The 20,981-nt window shown below is 42.5% G+C and carries 21 protein-coding genes and 1 riboswitch; of the genes, 18 read left to right on the top strand and 3 right to left on the bottom strand.

Annotated elements, in window-relative coordinates:
* Window positions 1-173: 173 nt before the first annotated feature.
* Complete coding sequence (gene crcB / locus VXS03_RS16810; RefSeq protein ID WP_045036888.1) at window positions 174-557, bottom strand: fluoride efflux transporter CrcB; 384 nt, start codon at window positions 555-557, stop codon at window positions 174-176.
* A 204-nt stretch (window positions 558-761) separates the two neighbouring features.
* Between crcB and VXS03_RS16805 the strand changes: the two genes are divergently transcribed.
* The 7 genes from VXS03_RS16805 to thiH all read left to right on the top strand — a co-directional run bounded on the left by VXS03_RS16805 (window position 762) and on the right by thiH (window position 7,606).
* A complete protein-coding gene (locus VXS03_RS16805; RefSeq protein ID WP_327765041.1) occupies window positions 762-1,184 on the top strand; it encodes a universal stress protein in 423 nt (140 codons plus the stop codon).
* 126 nt (window positions 1,185-1,310) lie between these two features.
* Window positions 1,311-1,408: riboswitch (TPP riboswitch) on the top strand.
* 116 nt (window positions 1,409-1,524) lie between these two features.
* Complete coding sequence (gene thiC / locus VXS03_RS16800; RefSeq protein ID WP_327765040.1) at window positions 1,525-3,435, top strand: phosphomethylpyrimidine synthase ThiC; 1,911 nt, start codon at window positions 1,525-1,527, stop codon at window positions 3,433-3,435.
* A gap of 3 nt (window positions 3,436-3,438) precedes the next feature.
* Window positions 3,439-4,731: a thiamine phosphate synthase gene (thiE, locus tag VXS03_RS16795; protein ID WP_327765039.1), complete on the top strand. Its 1,293-nt coding sequence runs from the start codon at window positions 3,439-3,441 to the stop codon at window positions 4,729-4,731.
* On the top strand, window positions 4,709-5,506 hold the full coding sequence (locus tag VXS03_RS16790; RefSeq protein WP_327765038.1) for a HesA/MoeB/ThiF family protein: 798 nt from the start codon (window positions 4,709-4,711) through the stop codon (window positions 5,504-5,506). The genes thiE and VXS03_RS16790 overlap by 23 nt, the downstream gene beginning before the upstream one ends.
* Window positions 5,503-5,712, top strand: a complete 210-nt coding sequence (gene thiS, locus VXS03_RS16785; RefSeq protein WP_327765037.1) for a sulfur carrier protein ThiS — start codon at window positions 5,503-5,505, stop codon at window positions 5,710-5,712. Before VXS03_RS16790 ends, thiS begins: the two co-directional genes overlap by 4 nt.
* A 1-nt stretch (window position 5,713) precedes the next feature.
* Entirely contained in the window at window positions 5,714-6,484 is a 771-nt protein-coding gene (locus VXS03_RS16780) for a thiazole synthase (protein WP_327765036.1), read from the top strand.
* A gap of 9 nt (window positions 6,485-6,493) precedes the next feature.
* A complete protein-coding gene (gene thiH, locus VXS03_RS16775; protein ID WP_327765035.1) occupies window positions 6,494-7,606 on the top strand; it encodes a 2-iminoacetate synthase ThiH in 1,113 nt (370 codons plus the stop codon).
* A gap of 75 nt (window positions 7,607-7,681) precedes the next feature.
* Here thiH and VXS03_RS16770 read toward each other — a convergent pair whose 3' ends face one another.
* Window positions 7,682-9,469, bottom strand: coding sequence for an aminopeptidase P family protein (locus VXS03_RS16770; RefSeq protein ID WP_327765034.1), 1,788 nt, complete (start codon window positions 9,467-9,469; stop codon window positions 7,682-7,684).
* Between the two features lie 316 nt (window positions 9,470-9,785).
* On the opposite strand from VXS03_RS16770, the gene VXS03_RS16765 reads away from it, so the two are divergent.
* The 10 genes from VXS03_RS16765 to hemB all read left to right on the top strand — a co-directional run bounded on the left by VXS03_RS16765 (window position 9,786) and on the right by hemB (window position 19,419).
* On the top strand, window positions 9,786-11,000 hold the full coding sequence (locus VXS03_RS16765) for a multidrug effflux MFS transporter (protein WP_327765033.1): 1,215 nt from the start codon (window positions 9,786-9,788) through the stop codon (window positions 10,998-11,000).
* 236 nt (window positions 11,001-11,236) lie between these two features.
* Window positions 11,237-12,769, top strand: a complete 1,533-nt coding sequence (gene rmuC / locus VXS03_RS16760) for a DNA recombination protein RmuC (protein WP_327765032.1) — start codon at window positions 11,237-11,239, stop codon at window positions 12,767-12,769.
* 135 nt (window positions 12,770-12,904) lie between these two features.
* The gene (gene ubiE / locus VXS03_RS16755) at window positions 12,905-13,660 is read left to right on the top strand and encodes a bifunctional demethylmenaquinone methyltransferase/2-methoxy-6-polyprenyl-1,4-benzoquinol methylase UbiE (protein WP_327765031.1); all 756 of its coding nucleotides are present in this window, start codon (window positions 12,905-12,907) and stop codon (window positions 13,658-13,660) included.
* 7 nt (window positions 13,661-13,667) lie between these two features.
* Window positions 13,668-14,270: a ubiquinone biosynthesis accessory factor UbiJ gene (locus tag VXS03_RS16750; protein ID WP_327765030.1), complete on the top strand. Its 603-nt coding sequence runs from the start codon at window positions 13,668-13,670 to the stop codon at window positions 14,268-14,270.
* A gap of 5 nt (window positions 14,271-14,275) precedes the next feature.
* Entirely contained in the window at window positions 14,276-15,913 is a 1,638-nt protein-coding gene (gene ubiB, locus VXS03_RS16745) for a ubiquinone biosynthesis regulatory protein kinase UbiB (protein WP_327765029.1), read from the top strand.
* Window positions 15,914-15,996: 83 nt separating this feature from the next.
* Entirely contained in the window at window positions 15,997-16,257 is a 261-nt protein-coding gene (gene tatA, locus VXS03_RS16740; RefSeq protein ID WP_080158822.1) for a Sec-independent protein translocase subunit TatA, read from the top strand.
* Window positions 16,258-16,260: 3 nt separating this feature from the next.
* Window positions 16,261-16,599 (top strand): Sec-independent protein translocase protein TatB, encoded by a 339-nt coding sequence (tatB, locus tag VXS03_RS16735; protein WP_327765028.1) that lies wholly within the window; start codon window positions 16,261-16,263, stop codon window positions 16,597-16,599.
* Between the two features lie 11 nt (window positions 16,600-16,610).
* On the top strand, window positions 16,611-17,396 hold the full coding sequence (gene tatC / locus VXS03_RS16730; protein ID WP_327765027.1) for a twin-arginine translocase subunit TatC: 786 nt from the start codon (window positions 16,611-16,613) through the stop codon (window positions 17,394-17,396).
* A gap of 143 nt (window positions 17,397-17,539) precedes the next feature.
* The gene (locus VXS03_RS16725) at window positions 17,540-18,319 is read left to right on the top strand and encodes a TatD family hydrolase (protein WP_327765026.1); all 780 of its coding nucleotides are present in this window, start codon (window positions 17,540-17,542) and stop codon (window positions 18,317-18,319) included.
* Window positions 18,320-18,378: 59 nt separating this feature from the next.
* Window positions 18,379-19,419: a porphobilinogen synthase gene (gene hemB, locus VXS03_RS16720; protein WP_327765025.1), complete on the top strand. Its 1,041-nt coding sequence runs from the start codon at window positions 18,379-18,381 to the stop codon at window positions 19,417-19,419.
* Window positions 19,420-19,478: 59 nt separating this feature from the next.
* Here hemB and asnC read toward each other — a convergent pair whose 3' ends face one another.
* On the bottom strand, window positions 19,479-19,940 hold the full coding sequence (gene asnC, locus VXS03_RS16715) for a transcriptional regulator AsnC (RefSeq protein ID WP_080158826.1): 462 nt from the start codon (window positions 19,938-19,940) through the stop codon (window positions 19,479-19,481).
* 176 nt (window positions 19,941-20,116) lie between these two features.
* Between asnC and VXS03_RS16710 the strand changes: the two genes are divergently transcribed.
* The gene (locus VXS03_RS16710) at window positions 20,117-20,905 is read left to right on the top strand and encodes a class I SAM-dependent methyltransferase (protein ID WP_327765024.1); all 789 of its coding nucleotides are present in this window, start codon (window positions 20,117-20,119) and stop codon (window positions 20,903-20,905) included.
* Window positions 20,906-20,981: the final 76 nt, after the last annotated feature.

The raw sequence follows: 20,981 nt of genomic DNA, 5'->3' as shown, positions 1-20,981 counted from the left end.
AAAGGCCATCCGCAAGGATGGCCTTTTTTCGTTTATAACGAAAAAAGTAATGACAGATATTCAGTTTGATATATCGTTTCCTGCGTTTCCTACGTTTCCTGCGTTTCCTGCGTTTCCTGCTTTATTTTTATGAAAAAAAACCGCCTTACGGCGGTTATATGTTTGAATGATTATTAGCTTTTCATCATTAGTTGATAGCCAATATAACAAGCAAACAAACTGACTGTTACGTTAAGTACGATGTTTAAGCCAGCCTTAATAAACTCACCTTGCTGCATCATTACAATGTTATCCATTGAAAAGGTTGAGAAGGTCGTTAATGCTCCAAGAAAGCCTAAGCCAATCATTGGGCGCCATGGTGCTGCCTCAATCATTCCTTGATTTAATCCCGACATTAATAGTCCCATAATTAGCGAACCAATAATATTGACGGTTAATGTTCCGTATGGGAAGCCACGGCCAAATAAAATAACGCAAAGCTCCGAAATTAAGTATCGTGAGCAGGCGCCGAATGCACCACCAATTGCGATGAATCCTAGTAATATATATTGGCTCATTGGTATCTCGTTTCAGTTAAAAGTGATAATTAAAAACCGTCATAATAATCGCTTGTTGAGTTAGTTAATACTCTCGATAACTGCAATCATTGATTTAAGCGTAAATTAAAATGTCGGCACATAGTTGGTTGTATAGCTACATTTATAGCATCATAATCATAACTAAGAAATTAACTACTGGGCGTTGGCTCATGGAGATAGGCTATGTCGCTATATCAAACAATATTACTTGCTGTTAATCCTGAAGATAAATTTGCTCATAAATTAATGGTAAAGGCTGGAATTATTGCAGACCAAAATAATGCTGAATTGCATATTGCTTATGTTGAGCCTGGTATTGGTAATGTGAGTTTTATTGATGTTGAGATTGAACTGCAAGAAGAGCACGATGCAATTGCTAAACAGCGGATGTCACAATTATCAGAGTTAGCGGCAGCTTCATCTTACCCTGTTTCGGGATTACATATTGCTAATGGTGATATTACTAAGCATATCGAAGAATTAGCTGAAAAAGTTGAAGCTAAGTTGGTTATTACGGGTTATCACAAATCTACTATTCATCTTTTTGGTGATGTAAGTGAAACATTAGCTCAGCACCTTAAGTGCGATGTACTTATCTCACAATAAACATTGTAGTGATTACCATGAAATTAAAGCCGTGGAAATTGCACGGCTTTTTGCTATCTGTCACTATGTGTTATATTTATTGTTAATAAACTGTTGCGATCACAACCAAAGTACTTATACTAATTCACTTACTTGTCGGAGTGCCATATGGCTGAGACCGCATTGCGGGATCCGTTGAACCTGATCAGGCTAATACCTGCGAAGGGAACAAGAGGTTATCTTTACTACATATCCTTATTGAGGATCACTGTACGTATTTGATGATGCATAATTGTATGCATCGCTCTTGTTTACGCCCATCTGATAAGCACTTTTCCCTATAATATTAAAGGAAATTGCTGTGTCGAATCGCAAGCAAGCGAGATTGGAAGCGAAACAATTTATCGAGTCATTAACGGCTCAACCCTATCCTAATTCACGAAAAGTCTATGTTACTGGTAGTCGTGCTGATATTTCAGTACCGATGCGAGAAATCGCTTTAGCTGATAGCCTTATTAGTGGTCCTAAACAACACCCTATTTTTGAACCGAACCAACCTATTTGTGTTTATGATACTTCTGGATTTTATACCGATCCTGACCATTCCATAGATATTTATCGTGGTTTGCCTCCTGTGCGCCAAGCGTGGATCATTGAGCGTAATGATACTGAATTATTATCTGAATTAAGTTCTGACTACGCTAATGAACGCTTACATGATCAGAGTTTGGATTCATTGCGTTTTAATCAGCGCGCTCCAACTCGACGTGCTAATAACGGTAAGTGTGTAACTCAACTGCATTACGCCCGCCAAGGTATTGTTACGCCTGAAATGGAATATATTGCGATTCGCGAAAATATGGGGCGAGCGCACTATGATGATGAAGCGCTAAATCAACAACACCCCGGCGTTAATTTTGGTGCTAATCTCCCTTTACAAATCACGCCTGAATTTGTGCGTCAAGAGGTTGCGGCTGGGCGTGCGATTATTCCTGCAAATATCAATCACCCAGAAGTTGAACCAATGATTATTGGGCGTAATTTTTTAGTAAAGGTTAATGCCAATATTGGTAATTCAGCCGTGAGCTCATCCATTGAAGAAGAAGTTGAGAAATTAGTATGGTCGACTCGGTGGGGCGGCGATACGGTGATGGATTTATCAACGGGACGTAATATTCATGAAACACGAGAATGGATCATTCGTAATAGTCCGGTACCCATTGGAACCGTGCCGATGTATCAAGCCTTAGAAAAAGTAAAGGGCGTTGCGGAAAATCTAAATTGGAATGTTTTTCGAGATACGTTATTAGAGCAAGCTGAGCAAGGTGTCGATTACTTTACGATTCATGCTGGCGTTTTATTACGGTATGTACCTATGACGGCTAAACGGGTGACAGGGATTGTTTCTCGTGGCGGCTCAATTATGGCCAAGTGGTGTTTGGCGCATCATCAAGAAAGTTTTTTGTATGAAAATTTCCGCAGTATTTGTGATATTTGTGCCCAGTATGATATCTCGCTCTCATTGGGGGACGGTTTACGTCCTGGCTCTATTGCTGATGCCAATGATGAAGCGCAGTTTAGTGAATTACGTACGCTAGGAGAGCTAACAAAAATTGCGTGGGAATATGATGTTCAGGTGATGATTGAAGGGCCCGGTCATGTGCCGATGCATATGATTAAGGCTAATATGGATGAGCAACTTAAACATTGTCATGAAGCGCCATTTTATACACTTGGACCTCTGACAACAGATATTGCGCCGGGTTATGATCATATTACTTCTGGTATTGGAGCGGCCATGATTGGTTGGTATGGCTGTGCAATGCTGTGTTACGTGACACCAAAAGAGCATTTAGGATTACCCAATAAAGATGATGTAAAAGTTGGTTTGATCACGTACAAGCTGTGTGCGCATGCGGCAGACTTAGCCAAAGGCCACCCTGGAGCACAAGTTCGTGATAATGCATTATCAAAAGCACGGTTTGAGTTTCGTTGGGAAGATCAATTTAATCTAGGCCTTGACCCACAAACTGCTCGAGATTATCACGATCAAACCTTACCGCAAGAATCTGGCAAAGTGGCTCACTTTTGTTCAATGTGTGGCCCTAAATTTTGCTCAATGAAAATCTCTCAAGAAGTTCGAGATTACGCAAAAACGCTATCACCTATAGATATTACGTTGAGTAATAACCCTCGTGTAGGTATGGAACAAAAAGCGGCAGAATTTCGAGCTCGTGGCAGTAAGTTGTATCACCCTGCTAAAGAGGATTAACCAATGAACACGTTATCGCTTCCCCCTCATCTAATGCCATTATTAATGCACATCGAACCGCTGTTAGTACCTGCTGAGTTATACCAACTAGGCGATACAGTGACAGTAACTGTGCATAGCAACGAACCATTAATTGGTATCAAAACTATGACTAAGGCATGCTCATTAGCGTTTAATTTTGTTGCTGCAGATGAAGATTGTGCCCCTCCAACGTATCAAATTTGGGATCAGTGGCTCGCCCCTTTTACTGAATTAGCTCAGTTGCAACAAAAAGTCGCTGCAGATCCTAGCTTAGTGGTCTGCGGATTTCCCGTGAATGATGGTTGTATGGATATTTGGCATCATCAAGGGCAGGCTCGAGCAGTATATTGTCGTTATAGTGGTGCCAGTGAGGCACAACGGGCAATGTTATTGGTGGCACTTGCGCTTGATTATCCATTGGAAGATGCAGTGGTATTGGCGCGTGCTTATGCGCGAAGTTATCACGAACACCGTTATGATAATCAGCAAGCTCAAAGCGAACTGGTTTGGCCGACAGATGCCAAAGTATTTCCTCGTGCTTTAACGGTACATCATCCTCAAATAAAACAACTTGGATGGTTAATTGATGGTCAAGAGGTGGCTCCATTTGCGGCTTTAGGGTTGAGTAAGCTTGGATTATATCCTGTGCTAGAGAGTGCTGATTGGGTTGAGCGGGTATTACAGGTCGGTGTGAAAACTACCCAATTACGGATTAAAAACTCCCAAGTATCCGATCTGGAACACCAAATCCAACAAGCCATTGTTGCTGGTGAGTTAGCTCAAGCTCAGGTGTTCATTAATGATTATTGGCTGCTGGCAATTAAGCATCATGCTTATGGTGTTCATCTTGGTCAGGAGGATCTTGATGGCGCTGATTTAGTTGCGATTCAGCAAGCGGGATTGCGACTTGGCATTTCTACCCATGGTTATTATGAAATCTTACGTGCGCTTGAATATCAGCCCAGTTATATCGCTTTGGGGCATATTTTTGCGACATCAACTAAAGATATGCCGTCATTACCTCAAGGTGTGGCTCGATTAGCGCTTTATCAAAAATTGATTGGTGCTCGAGTACCAACCGTCGCGATTGGTGGCATTACCATTGAACGTGTAGCAAAAGTGTGGCGTACCGGGGTTTCTGGCGTGGCTGTTGTGAGTGCGATAACTCAAGCGGCCGATCCTGCACTTGCGATCGCTGAATTGCATAAGATATTGGTGCCCAACGCAGAAGATGTGGCTGTAGGAGGGCGGAATGATAAACACTGCGCTCTCTGACGCTGAATTTATGCGTTATAGTCGCCAGTTGATGGTGGCTGATATTGCCGAATTAGGGCAACAACAACTGAAAAAAGCTCAGGTGTTAATTGTTGGCGGTGGTGGTTTAGGCTCTGCTGTTGGGCTTTATTTAGCAGCGGCTGGTGTGGGTACGATTGTCATTGCTGATGGTGACGTAGTTGACGTGTCAAATTTACAGCGCCAAGTTTTGTATCGTGAAGCAGATGTTGGATGTAATAAAGCGCAGGCTGCCTGTGCTCAAATGCGGGCGTTAAATCCACTTAATCGTTACCGCGCGGTCACAACGAGATTAGCTGGTTTGCAGTTAGCGTTGGAAGTTGATCAAGCGGATATTGTGGTTGATTGCAGTGATAATTTTTCGACTCGCTATGCGATTAATGATGTCTGTTTTACTGCGAGAAAGCGCTTAGTTTCAGGGGCTGCGATAGGCTGGCAAGGACAGTTAATGACGTTTGACTTTAGGGCTGGAATTGGACCTTGTTATCAATGTTTATTGCCTCAAGCTGTACCAAATACGGACAAAGTGCGTAATTGTCGTAGTGGTGGCATTGTGGGGCCTGTAGTCGGAATTATTGGCACCATGCAGGCGCTTGCAGTCATAAAAGCGATTGTTGAGACGGAGACAGTTAATGTAAATCACCTTTCTCAATTTGATGGATTACAAGGTCAGTGGCATCAATTTGGAATCAATATTGATCAACAGTGTCCCGTTTGTGGTGATCACCACCTTGTTAATGGAGATACTGTTTCATGACAATGATAACCGTCTGGTTAAATAATCAAGCTGTGGAATGTCATTCACAACAATGTCTAACCGAGTTAGTTGAGCAATTAATCCTGCCAACGGTGGGCGCTGCAATTGCGATAAATCAAGCCATTATTACGCGTAGTGAATGGTCAACAACAGTGTTGAACCATAACGATCAGATAACGCTCTTTCAAGTTATAGCTGGAGGCTAACATGCTCACTATTGCCGATAAAACATTTGGTTCGCGGTTGTTTACTGGAACTGGAAAATATTCTCATCGTGATGTAATGACCGCATCGTTATTCGCCTCGGAATCACAATTGGTCACTATGGCTCTGAAACGGGTCGATTTAACCCATCAAGCGGATGATATTTTAGCGCCTTTAATGGCTGCTGGAGTCAATCTTTTACCCAATACCTCGGGGGCTAAAAATGCTAAAGAAGCCATATTTGCTGCGCAATTAGCCCGTGAAGCGTTAGGTACTAACTGGCTTAAATTAGAGATACACCCTGATCCCAAATACTTAATGCCCGATCCGATTGAAACCTTGTTAGCTGCAGAAGCGTTGGTGAAACAAGGTTTTGTGGTATTGCCTTATTGTCATGCTGATCCGGTGTTATGTAAGCGCTTAGAAGATGTTGGTTGTGCAGCGGTGATGCCATTAGGGGCACCGATAGGTTCAAATAAAGGCTTAGTATCACGTGATTTTTTGCAAATTATTATCGATCAAGCGCAGGTGCCGGTGATTATAGATGCAGGAATTGGTGCTCCCTCTGATGCTGCGGCGGCAATGGAAATGGGAGCAGATGCTGTCTTAGTTAACACCGCTATTGCGACTGCTGTTGATCCGGTTGCGATAGGGGAAGCATTTAAATGGGCGGTTATTAGTGGTCGTATGGCTTATAAAGCGGGATTAGCCGGTAAAGTGAGCCATGCTGTTGCATCCAGTCCATTAACGGCTTTTCTCGATAGTGAATGCTAAGGAGCGAGAATGAGTTTTGTTGATGTATGGCGGCAATTGGACTGGGATGATATTCGATTATCGATTTATGCTAAAACGGCTGCTGATGTTGAACGTGCACTGGCTAAACCGGAGTGTGATCTTAACGATTTTAAAGCGTTAATCTCACCCGCCGCGGAGCCTTATTTAGAATTAATGGCACAACAAGCAGCGTTATTAACTCGGCAGCGGTTTGGTTATGCGATACATTTTTATGTGCCATTATATCTCTCTAATTTGTGTGCTAATGCGTGTACTTATTGTGGTTTTTCAATGGAAAATAGAATTAAGCGACGCACATTAACTACCGCTGATATTGAGCGAGAATGTAACGCGATCAAAGCACTTCAGTTTGATAGTGTGTTGTTGGTAACCGGTGAGCATCAAACTAAAGTTGGGATGGACTATTTCAGGTATACATTGCCTCAAATTAAATCCCACTTTAATCATATTGCAATGGAAGTTCAGCCGCTTGAACAGCAGCAATATCGAGAGCTAAAAAGTTTAGGTTTAGATGCGGTGATGGTGTATCAAGAAACTTATCATGCTCGAACTTATGCCAAACACCACTTACGCGGAAATAAAACCAACTTTGATTATCGACTTGAAACACCGGATCGATTGGCACAAGCAGGTATTGATAAAATAGGGATTGGAGCGCTATTAGGAATGGACGATTGGCGCACGGACAGTTTTTTTGTTGCGAGCCATTTGGCCTACCTTGAGCGCCAGTATTGGCAAAGTCGTTATTCGATTTCATTTCCACGTTTGCGACCCTGTACTGGCGGTATTGAGCCTAAATCAATAATGACTGATCGCCAGTTAGTGCAATTGATCTGTGCTTATCGGTTATTTAATCATGACGTTGAGTTATCGTTATCCACTCGTGAATCAGCCTATTTTCGCGATAATGTATTACCACTAGGGGTAACTAGCCTATCAGCGGGTTCAAAAACCCAGCCGGGTGGTTATGCTGATGACACGCCAGAGTTAGAGCAATTTGCAATCAGTGATGATCGCAGTGTGGCAGAGGTTGCTATAGCGGTGAAGCGGCGAGGATTTGAGGTGGTGTGGAAAGACTGGGACGCGGTTTACTCGGGGTAACCACATTTGAAGGTCACAATAAGCCAGTGCAAAAGGTGATGCACTGGCTTTTTTATTATTAATGCGACGTTATTATTAGCGTTGTAATGGTGATGTTGCTTGAGTTAACCATGCTAAATCATCGCCGTCTAAGGCTGGACTAATAACCTCAAACACGGTGTGGTGGTAATGGTTAAGCCACGCGAGTTCGATATCTGTTAATAAGCTTAAATCAATTAAACGCTTATCAATCGGGGCGCGAGTTAGCGATTCAAATCCCATTACCGACATATCACCTTGGGTTGCCACTTCTACTACCGCTTCAAGGTTTTCAATACGAATACCAAATGCATCTGCGCGGTAATATCCAGGTTCATTAGACAATACCATACCTGGCAATAATGCCGTTGGATTATAGGCTTTGGCAATCCGTTGAGGCCCTTCATGTACACTTAGAAAGTGGCCGACACCGTGGCCTGTACCGTGATCATAATCAAACCCATACGCCCATAAATGTTGACGAGCTAACGCATCAAGTTGGCTACCTGTGGTGCCTTTTGGAAAGCGCGCTGATGCTAATGCAATATGACCTTTTAAGACTAAAGTAAAGGCTTGCTTCACCTCATCACCCGGCTGACCAATTGCTATAGTACGGGTAATATCGGTAGTACCGTCGGGGTATTGACCGCCTGAATCGACTAAGTACACGGTATCCATTTGTAGTTTACTTGGCTGCGGTTGATTAAGGTGATTGTAGTGGCACATTGCCGCATTGCCTGCTGCGGCTGAAATGGTATCAAAGCTCACATCACTGCAACTTGGATCTAACTGACGGAATTGCCACAGTTGATCTGATAATTGGGCTTCATCAAGTAAATGTCCTGCTGCTACTTGGGCATCAACCCAGGCTAGGAATTTACTGATCGCGACGCCATCACGAATATGACACGCTTTCATGCCCGCCATCTCGGTAGCATTTTTAGTCGATTTTGGCAGTAAGGTTGGGTTTGCTGCTTCAATTAATAGAGCTCCTGCCTCTGTTAATTGTTGCGCTGCCCATGCGTTACTATTTGTTGAATCAAACAGTACTCGTTTACCTGCAAGAGCGGCTAGCCCAGTTGCTAGTTGCTCAGGTTTACAGATGGTCACGCCAGCACCTACATGGGCGGCAAAGCCTTCTGGTAAGCGGTGATGGTCGATATAAAAATCAACTGAAGCATCGCTGTGAATAATTGCAGCTGAAAGTAATACCGGTAGGCAATGGACATCATCACCACGAATATTGAGTAGCCAGGCGATACTATCAAGTTGACTTAAGAAGGCAGCATTAGCTTTTTGTGTTGTTAGTAAAGTCGCAATTTGTTGGCGCTTATCTGTACTTTCTTGGCCAACAAATTCAAGTCCCATTAATTGAGCGTCAGACAATACAGGCGCGGGGCGATCTAACCACAGTTGATCTATGGGGTTTTCATCAACACAGACTAAGGCTAATTCACCATCAATAGTGGTGGTGGCATTTTTAAGCCATGCTGCACTATGAAGGCGAGCATCAATCGCCACTTTACTGCCAGCGGCTAAATTCTCTAATGCCCATTGTACTGGTGGTTGCTCAATAAGATGGCAGTATTGAAATACTTCCGCTGGTACTTGTTTACGTACTTGCACTACATATCGACCATCAACAAAAACAGCAGCATCATCACGAGTAATAATGGCCGCGCCAGCAGAGCCTGTAAATCCGGTTAGCCAGTGTAGACGTTCATTATGATCTGGAATGTATTCGCCAAGAAATTCATCTTCGTGAGGGATTAATAAGGCATCTAACTGATTTTCAGCGAGCCAGTGGCGAATTTGTTCAACACGTTGCGAAATTGCTGCTTGCATGTTTTCGTCCTTTAATTAAAGCATCATCTGGGCGATGACATAAACGGTGCACTTACATAACATCAGCAAATATTGAGCTGAGTGAGTAAGTTAATGTGGTTACGTTAGCGTGTTTGGCGGTTAGCTTCAATTAGCGAATCGGTAATTGATTGGCATTTATTATATTTTCGAAGTGATGGGGTTATTTAGGCGAGTATAGAGTGAATTGCAATCATTGCTGATATTCCCAAAAGGAAAAGTGCGATTGAATATATACCATTTCTATTCATATCTCTAAAGCCGTAAACTTGGCGCGATCATCTTTTAGGAACGTCATATGACTGCGTTAACATCTCCTTCTACAGACACCAAATTAATCACTCTAATGGTGGTTTTGGTGCTATTTAGCCCGTTGGCTATTGATATTTATTTACCTGCTTTCCCCGCTATTGCCGATAGTTTTGGGGTTAATGCTGTGCGTGTACAAGATACCGTGACATGGTTTATGTTCAGTCTTGGTTTGGGGCAATTATTGGCAGGACCATTAGCGGATCGTTTTGGACGTCGCCCGATTGCGTTAGCTGGTATTGTTATTTATGGCTTTAGTGCCTTAATGGCGTATTTAGCCACTAATTTAGACATGCTTTTAACGGCGCGTTTATTACAAGGTTTTGGTGCTTGTGCGACTTCTGTTGCGGCATTCTCTGCCGTGCGTGATAGTTTTGGTGCTGAAAAAAGTGGTCGTATGATCAGTTACTTAAATGGTGCAATCTGTTTTATTCCCGCTTTAGCACCGTTATTAGGAACTTGGTTAACTCATGAGTTTGGTTGGCGTTCAAACTTTAGTTTTATGGCTGGCTTTGCACTCGTTGCTGGGCTGTTTATTATGACGATGTTTAAAGAAACCCGTCCTACAAACACCCATGTGAGTGGTTCAACATTAAGTCTGAGTCGTTATTGGTCGGTATTACGTGAACCTACTTTTTTATACCATGCGAGTCTGTGCATGTTATCAATGGCGGTTATTTTAGCGTATGTGACGTCGGCTCCGGTATGGTTAATGAGTCACCTTGGTGCTGACATGAACCAATTTACGCTGTGGTTTGGCATTAACGCGGCATTAAATATTACAGCATGCATGGTTGCACCTAAATTTATGGATCGTTTTGGTACGCGAGCAACATTGCAAACTGGATTGATTATTTTAGCTGTGGCTGGTGGTCTAATGTTGGCTCTGAGTACAATCAATCAAGCATGGGCATTTATGGTGCCTATTTTTATCTGCTCATTTGGGTTTGCCTTTGTCTTAGGCTCTGCGGCAGGTAAAGCATTAGCGCCTTTTGGTGATCGTGCTGGTACTGCTGCGGCATTGCTAGGCCTATTTCAGATGAGTGGTGCTGGCGTGATGGTAAGTTTGACTCAACGTCTAGATCTAGCTACGCCCATGTTGATGACCCTACAAATGTGGTTATTGATTCCTGGGTTATTAGTGCTGTGGTCAAAATGGGGTAAAAGCTGGCATCAAACGGTACTAACAACCGATAAGGTGTGAGTGATTGCTGCTAAGGGCAGTTGATAGTACGTTGTGATTAAGCCTGTCATTGTGACAGGCTTTATTTTTATGGGGCAAATGATGGTGAAGGGCACGTATGTGATTTGTTTAACGCGTTGAGAGGCAACAACAAACAGTGATAGTGCTATCAATAAAAGTCACTAAACTGGACATTTATCCAGTATCGACTTAGCCTTACAACAGAAATGGATGCGTGTTTTTGTAGAGTATTTGATATGACGGAATGGTTGAATGGTGGCATGATCTCCCTGTTGGCGGCAATTTCTGGCGCGACAGTGGCGAGTGTTATTACCACGCTATGGTTAAAGGGACGTTTTGAGCAAACAATGCAATTACATCAGCAACAAGCAGAGGCTGATAGTCGGTTATTGCAATTACGTGAGCAACAATTACAGCTGCAGTTAAATGAGCGCAATCAAGAACTCGAACAGATGGATGATGAGCGAGATCGCCTAACTCATGAAATTCGCCAACTGCATGGTAATTTATCGGCTGCGGTTGAAAAAATGCGTCATTTCGAAGCGCTTCAAAATGAAAAGCAGTACTTATCAGAGCAATTAGATAACTCGCGAATGATTAACGCAGGTCTTGAAGCTGATTTGCGTGAGCAAGATGCGCGTCATTTTGAAGAACAAAAATCGGCCGAAGAAAAAATTAAGTTACTAGAAAATGCTGAAGAAAGATTGCGAGTACAATTTGAAAGCCTTGCCAATAAATTGTTTGAACATAAAACCCGTAGTGTCGATGAGCAGAATAAAATCAGTCTTCAAAGTTTATTAATGCCGTTGAAAGAGCAATTAGAAGGTTTTAAAAAACAAGTTAACGATAATTTTACTCAAGAATCCCGCGAACGTCATACTCTGGTTCATCAAATCAATCACCTTAAACAACTCAATGAGCAAATGGCGCAGGAAGCGGTTAATCTGACTCAAGCTCTTAAAGGTGATAATAAAGCGCAAGGTAATTGGGGGGAAGTGGTGCTCGCGCGGGTGTTAACCGAATCAGGACTGCGTGAAGGGCATGAATATCAAACTCAAGTCAGCCTTGAAAATGAAGATGGCAAACGTTATCAGCCTGATGTAGTGGTGCATTTACCCCAGCAAAAAGATGTGGTGGTTGATGCTAAAATGTCATTAGTGGCTTATGAACGATTCTTTAATGCTGACACGATAGCTGAGCGGGAACTAGCAATGAGTGAACATATCGCTTCAATGCGAGCACACATGCGAGGCTTAAGTCGTAAAGATTATCATCAGTTGCATGGCGTTCAAAGTTTGGATTATGTGTTGATGTTTATTCCGGTTGAACCTGCTTTTCAAGCCGCGATTGCCGCTGATCCTAAATTGATTCGTGATGCAATGGATCTCAATATCATGTTAGTTAGTCCAACGACTTTGTTAGTGGCACTACGAACCATTAATAATTTATGGCGTAATGAACATCAAAATCAAAACGCCAAAGAAATTGCTGACAGAGCAAGTAAGTTATACGACAAATTACGCTTATTTGTGACAGATATGGAAGGATTAGGCTCATCATTAGATAAAGTCAGCCAAAGTTATCATAGTGCGATGAATAAGTTAGTCAGTGGACGGGGTAATGTTATTCGTCAAGCTGAAAGCTTTAAGTTATTGGGGGTAGAAGTGAAGCGCGATATTAGCCCACAATTAGTTGAAAAATCACAGTCACAACTGCATGATACGAGAAGTTTTTCACATATAACCTCAACAACGGAATCTGATTTGTAATGCTTAAAGAGTAAACCACTTTGAGCAAACGACAACCATCAAGTACACTAAGCCAGTTGAATAAATGAATTTAATCCTCGTCAGCTATTTTATTGTGATAATAGAATGAGCGTGAGGACACATAATGGATTGAGCATGACGGACACCACACAAGACACGACCCACTTTGGCTTTCGTACCGTGGCCAAAGAGGAAAAAGCAACCATGGTTGCTGAAGTATTCCACTCAGTAGCGGCAAAGTACGACATTATGAATGATTTAATGTCGATGGGTATTCATCGCGTTTGGAAGCGTTTCACTATTGACTGCAGTGGTGTTCGCCGTGGTCAACGTGTGCTTGATTTAGGTGGTGGTACCGGTGATTTAACCGCTAAGTTTTCTCGTATTGTGGGTGATAGTGGACAAGTTATTTTAGCCGATATTAATAACTCAATGTTGAAAGTTGGCCGCAGTAAACTACGTGATAGCGGCGTGATTGGTAACGTTGGTTATGTTCAAGCAAATGCCGAAGAACTGCCTTTTCCTGATAATTATTTTGATTGTATTACGATCAGTTTTTGCTTACGTAACGTGACTGATAAAGAACAAGCATTACGTTCGATGTATCGCGTATTAAAACCCGGTGGTCGCTTATTAGTGCTTGAGTTCTCTAAGCCGATTTTAGAGCCTTTATCTAAAATTTATGACGCTTATTCATTTCATTTATTACCTAAAATCGGTGAAATCATCGCTCATGATAGTGAAAGTTATCGCTATTTAGCCGAGTCTATTCGTATGCATCCTGATCAAGAAACATTGAAAGGAATGATGGACGATGCTGGGTTTAATCAGACTACCTATTACAACTTAACTGGCGGTATTGTTGCTTTGCACCGTGGTTATAAGTTCTGAGGCCCCTATGCCAATAGATGCATTTGTTACTGGCGCAGTAGAAACGGCGCTTAATCAGTTAGTAAAAGATGATGCTGATAGTCAGCGTCGTTTGTCACGCTTACGCGGTAAAGTGATCAGCGTGGTTCTGAATGAATTTGGCAAAACGTTATATTTTGTTTTTAGTCAGCAAATTGATGTATTAGCGGCTTATGAGGGTGAGGTCGATTGTCAATTGGCCCTCAATTTAACGGCGCTGCCTGAATTACGCCAGCAAGCCAATCTCACTCAGTTAATTAAAGCTGATAAGTTATCTCTTGATGGTGATTTACAACTCGCCCAGCATTTTTCTAGTTTATTAGGTGGATTAAAGCCTGATATTGAAGAAAAGCTCGCTTATTACAGTGGGGATGTTGTGGCTCATACTGTGGTTAGTGGCATCAAATCAAGTGGGCAGTTTATTCAGCAGCGATTACTAAAACGCCAGCGAAATGTAGCTCAAATACTAACGGAAGAGTGGAAATTATTACCACAACCATTAGAGATCGCTTATTTTGCTGATCAAGTTGATGACTTGAAATCAGATGTTGCCTGTTTTGAGGCCCGATTAAATCAGCTACTTGAGCGATAATAGCCATGATGACTATTCGTGAATTTAAACGTCTTTACCGAATTATTGAAGTGCAATTGCGTTATGGTTTGGATGATTTTATTCCGCAAGACCCACGAACAGTATTGCCAAAAAAATTACGTAAATCGTTATTCTGGATTAAAAATGAATATCCAGATAAACCTTTAGGGGAGCGATTACGGTTAGCACTACAAGAATTAGGTCCGGTGTGGATCAAGTTTGGGCAGATGATGTCGACTCGACGTGATTTGTTCCCTCCCCATATCGCCGATCAGTTAGCGTTATTGCAAGATCAAGTGGCCCCGTTTGATGGTCAATTAGCGAGACGTACGATTGAAGCATCATTAGGTGGCCCGATTGAACAATGGTTTGATGATTTTGATGAGGTCGCGTTAGCTTCAGCTTCGATTGCACAAGTCCATACTGCGACCATGAAAGAAAATGGCCGTGAAATTGTATTTAAAGTCATTCGTCCAGATATTCAGCCTATTATTGAAGCAGATATTAAGCTGATGTACAGGATGGCCGAGATAGTTTCTCGGCTTCAGCCACAAGCACGGCGATTACGTCCAGTTGAAGTGGTAAGGGAATACGAAAAAACCTTACTTGATGAACTGGATTTAATGCGTGAAGCAGCGAATGGCATTCAACTTCGACGTAACTTTGAAGGTGATGACACCCTGTATGTACCAGAGGTCTTTACTGATTACAGCAGTGTAAATTTACTGGTGATGGAGCGAATCTACGGGATTCAGGTTTCTGACCTTGATGCCTTAAAAGCTAACGGTACTGATCTGAAATTATTATCAGAAAATGCGGTAAATATATTTTTTACCCAAGTGTTCCGTGATAGTTTCTTTCATGCCGACATGCACCCAGGGAATATTTTTGTTTCCTATGAGCACCCACATGATCCACAATGGATAGCATTAGATTGTGGTATTGTCGGCACGCTTAATCGTGAAGACAAACGTTATTTAGCTGAAAACTTATTGGCTTTCTTTAATCGAGATTACCGTAAAGTGGCTGAATTACATGTTGATTCAGGTTGGGTGCCCGCAGATACCAATATTGACGCGTTTGAAGTTGCTATTCGTACCGTGTGTGAACCTATATTTGAAAAGCCGTTATGTGAAATATCATTTGGGCATGTATTGTTAAATTTATTTAATACTGCACGTCGATTTAATATGGAAGTGCAGCCGCAATTAGTGTTGTTACAAAAGACATTGCTTTATGTTGAAGGTCTTGGACGCCAGCTGTACCCACAACTCGATTTATGGGCGACAGCAAAACCATTTTTAGAAGATTGGATGTCACGTCAAGTTGGCCCACAAGCCATTATTGATGCAGTAAAGAGTAAAGCGCCATTTTGGGCTGAAAAGTTACCAGAATTACCTGAATTACTTTACGACAGTTTGCGCCAAGGCAAGGTTATGAATCAACGACTCGATACACTCTATGATAATTTCATGGATAGTCGGCGTAACCAAGGTAAGGCAAGATTTTATTTTGGTATTGGTGCCACCATGATGGTGTGTGCTGCCATACTTTTCGGTGATCATGTTACCACCTATCCTGCTATTGCAGCTGGAGCAGGAGCGGTATTTTGGTTGCTGGGATGGCGAGCCTGTCGACAGTAGTCGTTGTAGGTTTCGCCTATACTTATAGTTGCGTGTAACAACGCACTCCGTTATTAACCACATAAAGCTGAGGTAAAATAAGCATGGGTGGTATCAGTATCTGGCAATTATTAATTATTGCACTGATCATTGTTCTGTTGTTCGGAACTAAGAAGTTACGCACATTAGGTGGCGACTTGGGTTCTGCTGTTAAGGGTTTCAAAAAAGCGATTGGTGATGATGATTCAGCACCTGCAGCTAAAAAAGAAACCACTGATGCAGATTTTGAACAAAAGAAAATTACGGATGAACAGCAAGCAGCTGATCAGACAACAACGAGTCAAAAAGACAAAGAGCAGGTTTAAGACGTGTTTGATATCGGGTTCTGGGAGTTAGTGCTGATCTCCGTGGTGGGGTTGGTAGTACTGGGGCCGGAACGTCTACCCGTTGCGATACGCACCGTATCGCAGTGGATAGGTGCAGCCCGTAATATGGCAAACTCAGTCAAAGATGAATTGTCTCAGGAACTGAAAATTCAGGAACTGCAAGCCAATTTAAAAAAAGCTGAGCAAATGGGAATGAAGGACATCGCGCCTGAATTGCAACAATCGGTTGATGAACTTAAAAAAGTCGCTTCTGATGTGCAACGTCCCTATGCTGATAAAAGCGAGCAACCCTCAGCAACGACTTCTAATAAGCAGGAATAAATTACATCACTATGTCGACTGTCGAAGATTCGCAGCCGTTATTCAGCCATTTACTTGAGCTGCGTACACGGATTCTGCGCTCTCTCATCAGCGTGCTGGTGGTTTTTGTCTGTATAGTTTGGTTTTCTAAAGACATTTATGCATTTGTAGCAGCACCTTTGGTTGAACGTATGCCAATCGGTGCCACTATGATTGCAACAGATGTTGCGTCACCGTTCTTTACACCGATAAAACTCACTTTAGTTACCGCTGTGTTTATTGCTGTACCAATGATTTTGTATCAACTGTGGGCGTTTGTGGCTCCTGGTTTATACAAGCATGAACGTAAGCTTATTATGCCACTACTGGTTTCCAGCTCATTGCTGTTTTATGCCGGTGTCGCGTTTGCTTATTTTGTTGTGTTTCCATTGGTGTTTAAGTTCTTTACCAGCGTCGCTCCGCAAGGGGTTGAAGTTGCAACAGATATTTCAAGTTATCTCGATTTTGTATTGTCGCTATTTATGGCGTTCGGTATTGCATTTGAGATCCCTGTAGCGATTATTCTGTTGTGTTGGACCGGTGCTACCGATCCTGAAACGTTACGCAGTAAACGCCCATACATTATTGTGGCAGCGTTTGTGGTCGGTATGTTGTTAACACCGCCTGATATTTTATCTCAGACCTTGTTAGCGGTGCCGATGTGCTTGCTATTTGAAGTCGGCTTATTCTTCTCACGTTTTTACATTCGTAAAGATGATGAAGACGAATATGGCGATGACGATGAGCCGCAAGACATAAAGAGCATCAGCAAAGAATAGGGTTTATCCCCCTGTGATGATGAAAAAAACCGACCTTAGTGTCGGTTTTTTTGTTTCTATGTTGGTGTGATTCTCACATAGTCAGTCAATGCTAGGCTCGATATACTGAGGTAAAGACGAGTTCATCAAAGAATGGAAAAAAAATGATAGATATTGGCATTAATCTAACCAACACCCGCTTTGATAAAGATCGCGCCGATGTTATTACTCGCGCGCAAGCGGTCGGAGTAAAAGGACTGGTTATTACTGGTACCAGCATTGAAGAAAGTATTGCCGCTCAGCAACTGGCTCAACAGTGGCCTGATTATTGTTATAGCACTGCAGGCGTTCACCCTCATGATGCAAAATCGGTAACAGATTTAGCGTTACCTCAAATTCGTGCTTTAGCACAACGATCACAAGTCGTCGCCATTGGTGAGTGTGGGTTAGATTTTAACCGTGATTTTTCACCGCGTCCGCAACAAGAAGCAGTATTTGAAGCTCAACTGGCGTTAGCTGCAGAGCTTAACTTGCCCGTATTTATGCATTGTCGTGATGCTCATGAGCGTTTTTTAGCTATTTTAAAGCCATGGCGAGATAAGTTACCCGCCGCGGTTGTGCACTGCTTTACTGGCTCGCAGCAAGAGTTGAATGATTGTTTGGCGCTTGATTTACATATTGGTATTACTGGTTGGATTTGTGATGAGCGCCGAGGCACTGAGCTGCGCCAAATTGTGAAACATATTCCAAGCCAACGGTTAATGATTGAAACTGATAGTCCTTATTTATTACCACGTGATTATCGTCCTAAGCCTAAATCTAGCCGTAATGAACCGTTGTATTTACCCCATATTGCTGCCGTTATTGGTGAGTGTCGTGGTGAATCTGCCATAGATGTTGTCAATAATTCTTACCAAGTCAGCCAAGCTTTTTTTGCAATTTGATGCCACCTTGGTGGTGTGAGTGATATTATCAATATTCATTAATCTGTAAGGAGTTTACCGTGTCAGTATCCATTCAAGGTGCGTTTCCCGGACGTCGTATGCGTCGAGTTCGTAAGCATGATTTTAGTCGTCGTTTGATGGCGGAAAACCAGTTATCAGTTAATGATCTTATTTACCCAATGTTTGTACTTGAAGGCACTAATCGTCGTGAAAGTGTCGCTTCAATGCCGGGTATTGAGCGTTTATCAATTGATTTATTGTTAGAAGAAGCAGCATATATCGCCAGTCTTGGTGTGCCTGCAATTGCGTTATTTCCAGTGGTATCACAACCGTTTAAATCTGAATTAGCTGAAGAAGCATATAACGTTGATGGTTTAGTGCAAACTGCGGTTCGTGCATTAAAAGCGCATGTACCAGAGCTCGGTGTGATCACCGATGTCGCTTTAGATCCGTTCACGGTTCATGGTCAAGATGGCATCATTGATGATGAAGGTTATGTGCTTAATGACATCACCACTGAGATTTTGATCAAACAAGCGTTATCTCATGCTGAAGCCGGGGCTGATGTTGTTGCGCCTTCCGACATGATGGATGGGCGTATTGGCGCAATCCGTGAAGCATTGGAACAAGCGGGTCATATTAATACGCAAATTATGGCTTACTCAGCTAAATATGCGTCAAATTACTATGGCCCGTTTCGTGATGCAGTAGGATCAAGCAGCAATCTTAAAGGGGGAGATAAAAAAACCTACCAGATGGATCCTGCTAACAGTGATGAAGCGTTGCATGAAGTGGCAATGGATATCAGCGAAGGTGCTGATATGGTGATGGTGAAGCCAGGAATGCCTTATTTAGATGTGGTACGCCGTGTGAAATCAGAGCTACAAGTGCCAACTTATGCTTACCAAGTGTCTGGTGAATATGCGATGCACATGGCTGCCTTCCAAAATGGTTGGCTTAAAGAGCGTGAAACTGTGATGGAATCACTAATGTGCTTTAAACGTGCTGGTGCTGATGGCGTGTTGACCTATTTTGCGAAAACAGTAGCAGAATGGTTGGCGGCAGAAGGCGCTGAGCGTGCTGAACATTTAAAAAAATAATCGATTAGATGTTGGTAAAAAAGCGAGCTTGGGCTCGCTTTTTTTATGGCAAATTTTCGCTATGGCTTTACATTTCGATTGATCGGATTTTGCAGTGAAATTAAGGTTTCTGTTGATTGTACTTCTTCAATGGCTTGCAACTTATTAATCAATACATGCTGCAGTTCTTCAATTGAGTGACACATCAATTTAACAAAAATATTGTAAGCGCCTGTGGTGTAATATGCTTCGACAACTTCATCGAGCTGATTGAGTTTTTCAAGCGCTGAGTGGTAATCACGCGCAGCATAAAGATTGATACCAATAAAGCAGCAAACGTCATAGCCTAATAATTTCGGGTTAACGATCACTTCTGTTCCGGTAATAATGTTGGAGGCTCGCATTTTTTCAACTCGTACATGGACGGTTGCGGGACTAACATTAAAACGTTTCGCCATTTCAGCGTAAGGCACTCGTGCATCTGTCATTAACGCGTTAAGAATGTCGCGATCTAAATCATCGATGCGAACCGCTATATTCATCACAATTCCTTTTCAGCGAGGTAAGTTATTCGCTACTTAAGACCATGGTCTATCTTATCCTTATGTTAGGTTGTGATACCAGAGCCAAGCGTGATTTGTAGTGCTATAATTCGCCGCCTAAAGCTTCTATCTCCAATAATGGGTGAGATAGATATTGTTTGATATCGGAGAATGCAGTGCAACTAGCCTTACTTTGTGAAGTTCCTCAACGTCAGTCTGAATTAGATCAACTCGCCTCCCGCTGGGGATTGACGCATGATGAGCACAGCTGTTTTGCGTTAGTGTTAACCGCTAACCAATTAGAGCTGCGTAAGTTAGATGAACCTAAACTTGGTGCTGTATTTGTCGATTTAGCCAGTGGCGCGGTAGCACACCGTCGTAAATTCGGTGGTGGTCGTGGGCAAGCTATTGCGAAAGCGGTGGGACTAAAAAATGGGTTAACCCCAACGGTATTAGATGCTACTGCCGGTTTAGGACGGGATGCGTTTGTGCTCGCGTCGTTGGGTTGTAAAGTACAATTAGTTGAACGTCATCCGGTAGTCGCAGCTTTACTTGATGACGGCTTAGCACGTGCGAAAGCGGATCCTGAAATTGGCCATTGGGTTAGTGAGCGGATGCAGTTATTGCATGCATCAAGCCAAGATGCATTGTTGCAATTGGCGGCGGATAAAGATTTTGTTGCCCCTGAGGTGATTTATTTAGATCCGATGTACCCGCATAAGAAGAAATCGGCATTAGTGAAAAAAGAAATGCGCGTATTTCAAACCTTGGTGGGGGCAGATTTAGATGCTGATGAGCTATTTGCGCCAGCATATGCGTTAGCCACTAAACGAATTGTAGTTAAGCGTCCTGATTATGCTGAGTTTTTGGCTAATGCGAAGCCATCAATGGCGATCGAAACTAAGAAAAACCGCTTTGATATTTATGTAAAAGCGGGCATGAAGAATAATGACGAGCCAAAATAAAAATTTACAAATTTAATCTTCAAGCGCACACTCAGTACTGGAATTACGAATCATTATCGTTTAATGTCGTAAAACT

The organism is Photobacterium sp. S4TG1 (assembly GCF_036040035.1).
In the GTDB taxonomy this organism is placed as follows: Bacteria; Pseudomonadota; Gammaproteobacteria; order Enterobacterales; family Vibrionaceae; genus Photobacterium.
Note: the sequence above shows the minus strand (reverse complement) of the source record. Positions and strands in the feature narration are given on the sequence as shown.

What these genes read in the sequence shown, in the direction of transcription:
- VXS03_RS16770 (WP_327765034.1), bottom strand. Translation starts at nt 9,469, where the DNA reads ATGCAAGCAGCAATTTCGCAACGTGTTGAACAAATTCGCCACTGGCTC.
- ubiE (WP_327765031.1), top strand. Translation starts at nt 12,905, where the DNA reads ATGACGGACACCACACAAGACACGACCCACTTTGGCTTTCGTACCGTG.
- ubiB (WP_327765029.1), top strand. Translation starts at nt 14,276, where the DNA reads ATGATGACTATTCGTGAATTTAAACGTCTTTACCGAATTATTGAAGTG.
- crcB (WP_045036888.1), bottom strand. Translation starts at nt 557, where the DNA reads ATGAGCCAATATATATTACTAGGATTCATCGCAATTGGTGGTGCATTC.
- tatA (WP_080158822.1), top strand. Translation starts at nt 15,997, where the DNA reads ATGGGTGGTATCAGTATCTGGCAATTATTAATTATTGCACTGATCATT.
- VXS03_RS16805 (WP_327765041.1), top strand. Translation starts at nt 762, where the DNA reads ATGTCGCTATATCAAACAATATTACTTGCTGTTAATCCTGAAGATAAA.
- VXS03_RS16765 (WP_327765033.1), top strand. Translation starts at nt 9,786, where the DNA reads ATGACTGCGTTAACATCTCCTTCTACAGACACCAAATTAATCACTCTA.
- VXS03_RS16790 (WP_327765038.1), top strand. Translation starts at nt 4,709, where the DNA reads ATGATAAACACTGCGCTCTCTGACGCTGAATTTATGCGTTATAGTCGC.
- rmuC (WP_327765032.1), top strand. Translation starts at nt 11,237, where the DNA reads ATGACGGAATGGTTGAATGGTGGCATGATCTCCCTGTTGGCGGCAATT.
- VXS03_RS16780 (WP_327765036.1), top strand. Translation starts at nt 5,714, where the DNA reads ATGCTCACTATTGCCGATAAAACATTTGGTTCGCGGTTGTTTACTGGA.
- thiE (WP_327765039.1), top strand. Translation starts at nt 3,439, where the DNA reads ATGAACACGTTATCGCTTCCCCCTCATCTAATGCCATTATTAATGCAC.
- VXS03_RS16750 (WP_327765030.1), top strand. Translation starts at nt 13,668, where the DNA reads ATGCCAATAGATGCATTTGTTACTGGCGCAGTAGAAACGGCGCTTAAT.
- tatC (WP_327765027.1), top strand. Translation starts at nt 16,611, where the DNA reads ATGTCGACTGTCGAAGATTCGCAGCCGTTATTCAGCCATTTACTTGAG.
- asnC (WP_080158826.1), bottom strand. Translation starts at nt 19,940, where the DNA reads ATGAATATAGCGGTTCGCATCGATGATTTAGATCGCGACATTCTTAAC.
- VXS03_RS16725 (WP_327765026.1), top strand. Translation starts at nt 17,540, where the DNA reads ATGATAGATATTGGCATTAATCTAACCAACACCCGCTTTGATAAAGAT.
- thiH (WP_327765035.1), top strand. Translation starts at nt 6,494, where the DNA reads ATGAGTTTTGTTGATGTATGGCGGCAATTGGACTGGGATGATATTCGA.
- thiS (WP_327765037.1), top strand. Translation starts at nt 5,503, where the DNA reads ATGACAATGATAACCGTCTGGTTAAATAATCAAGCTGTGGAATGTCAT.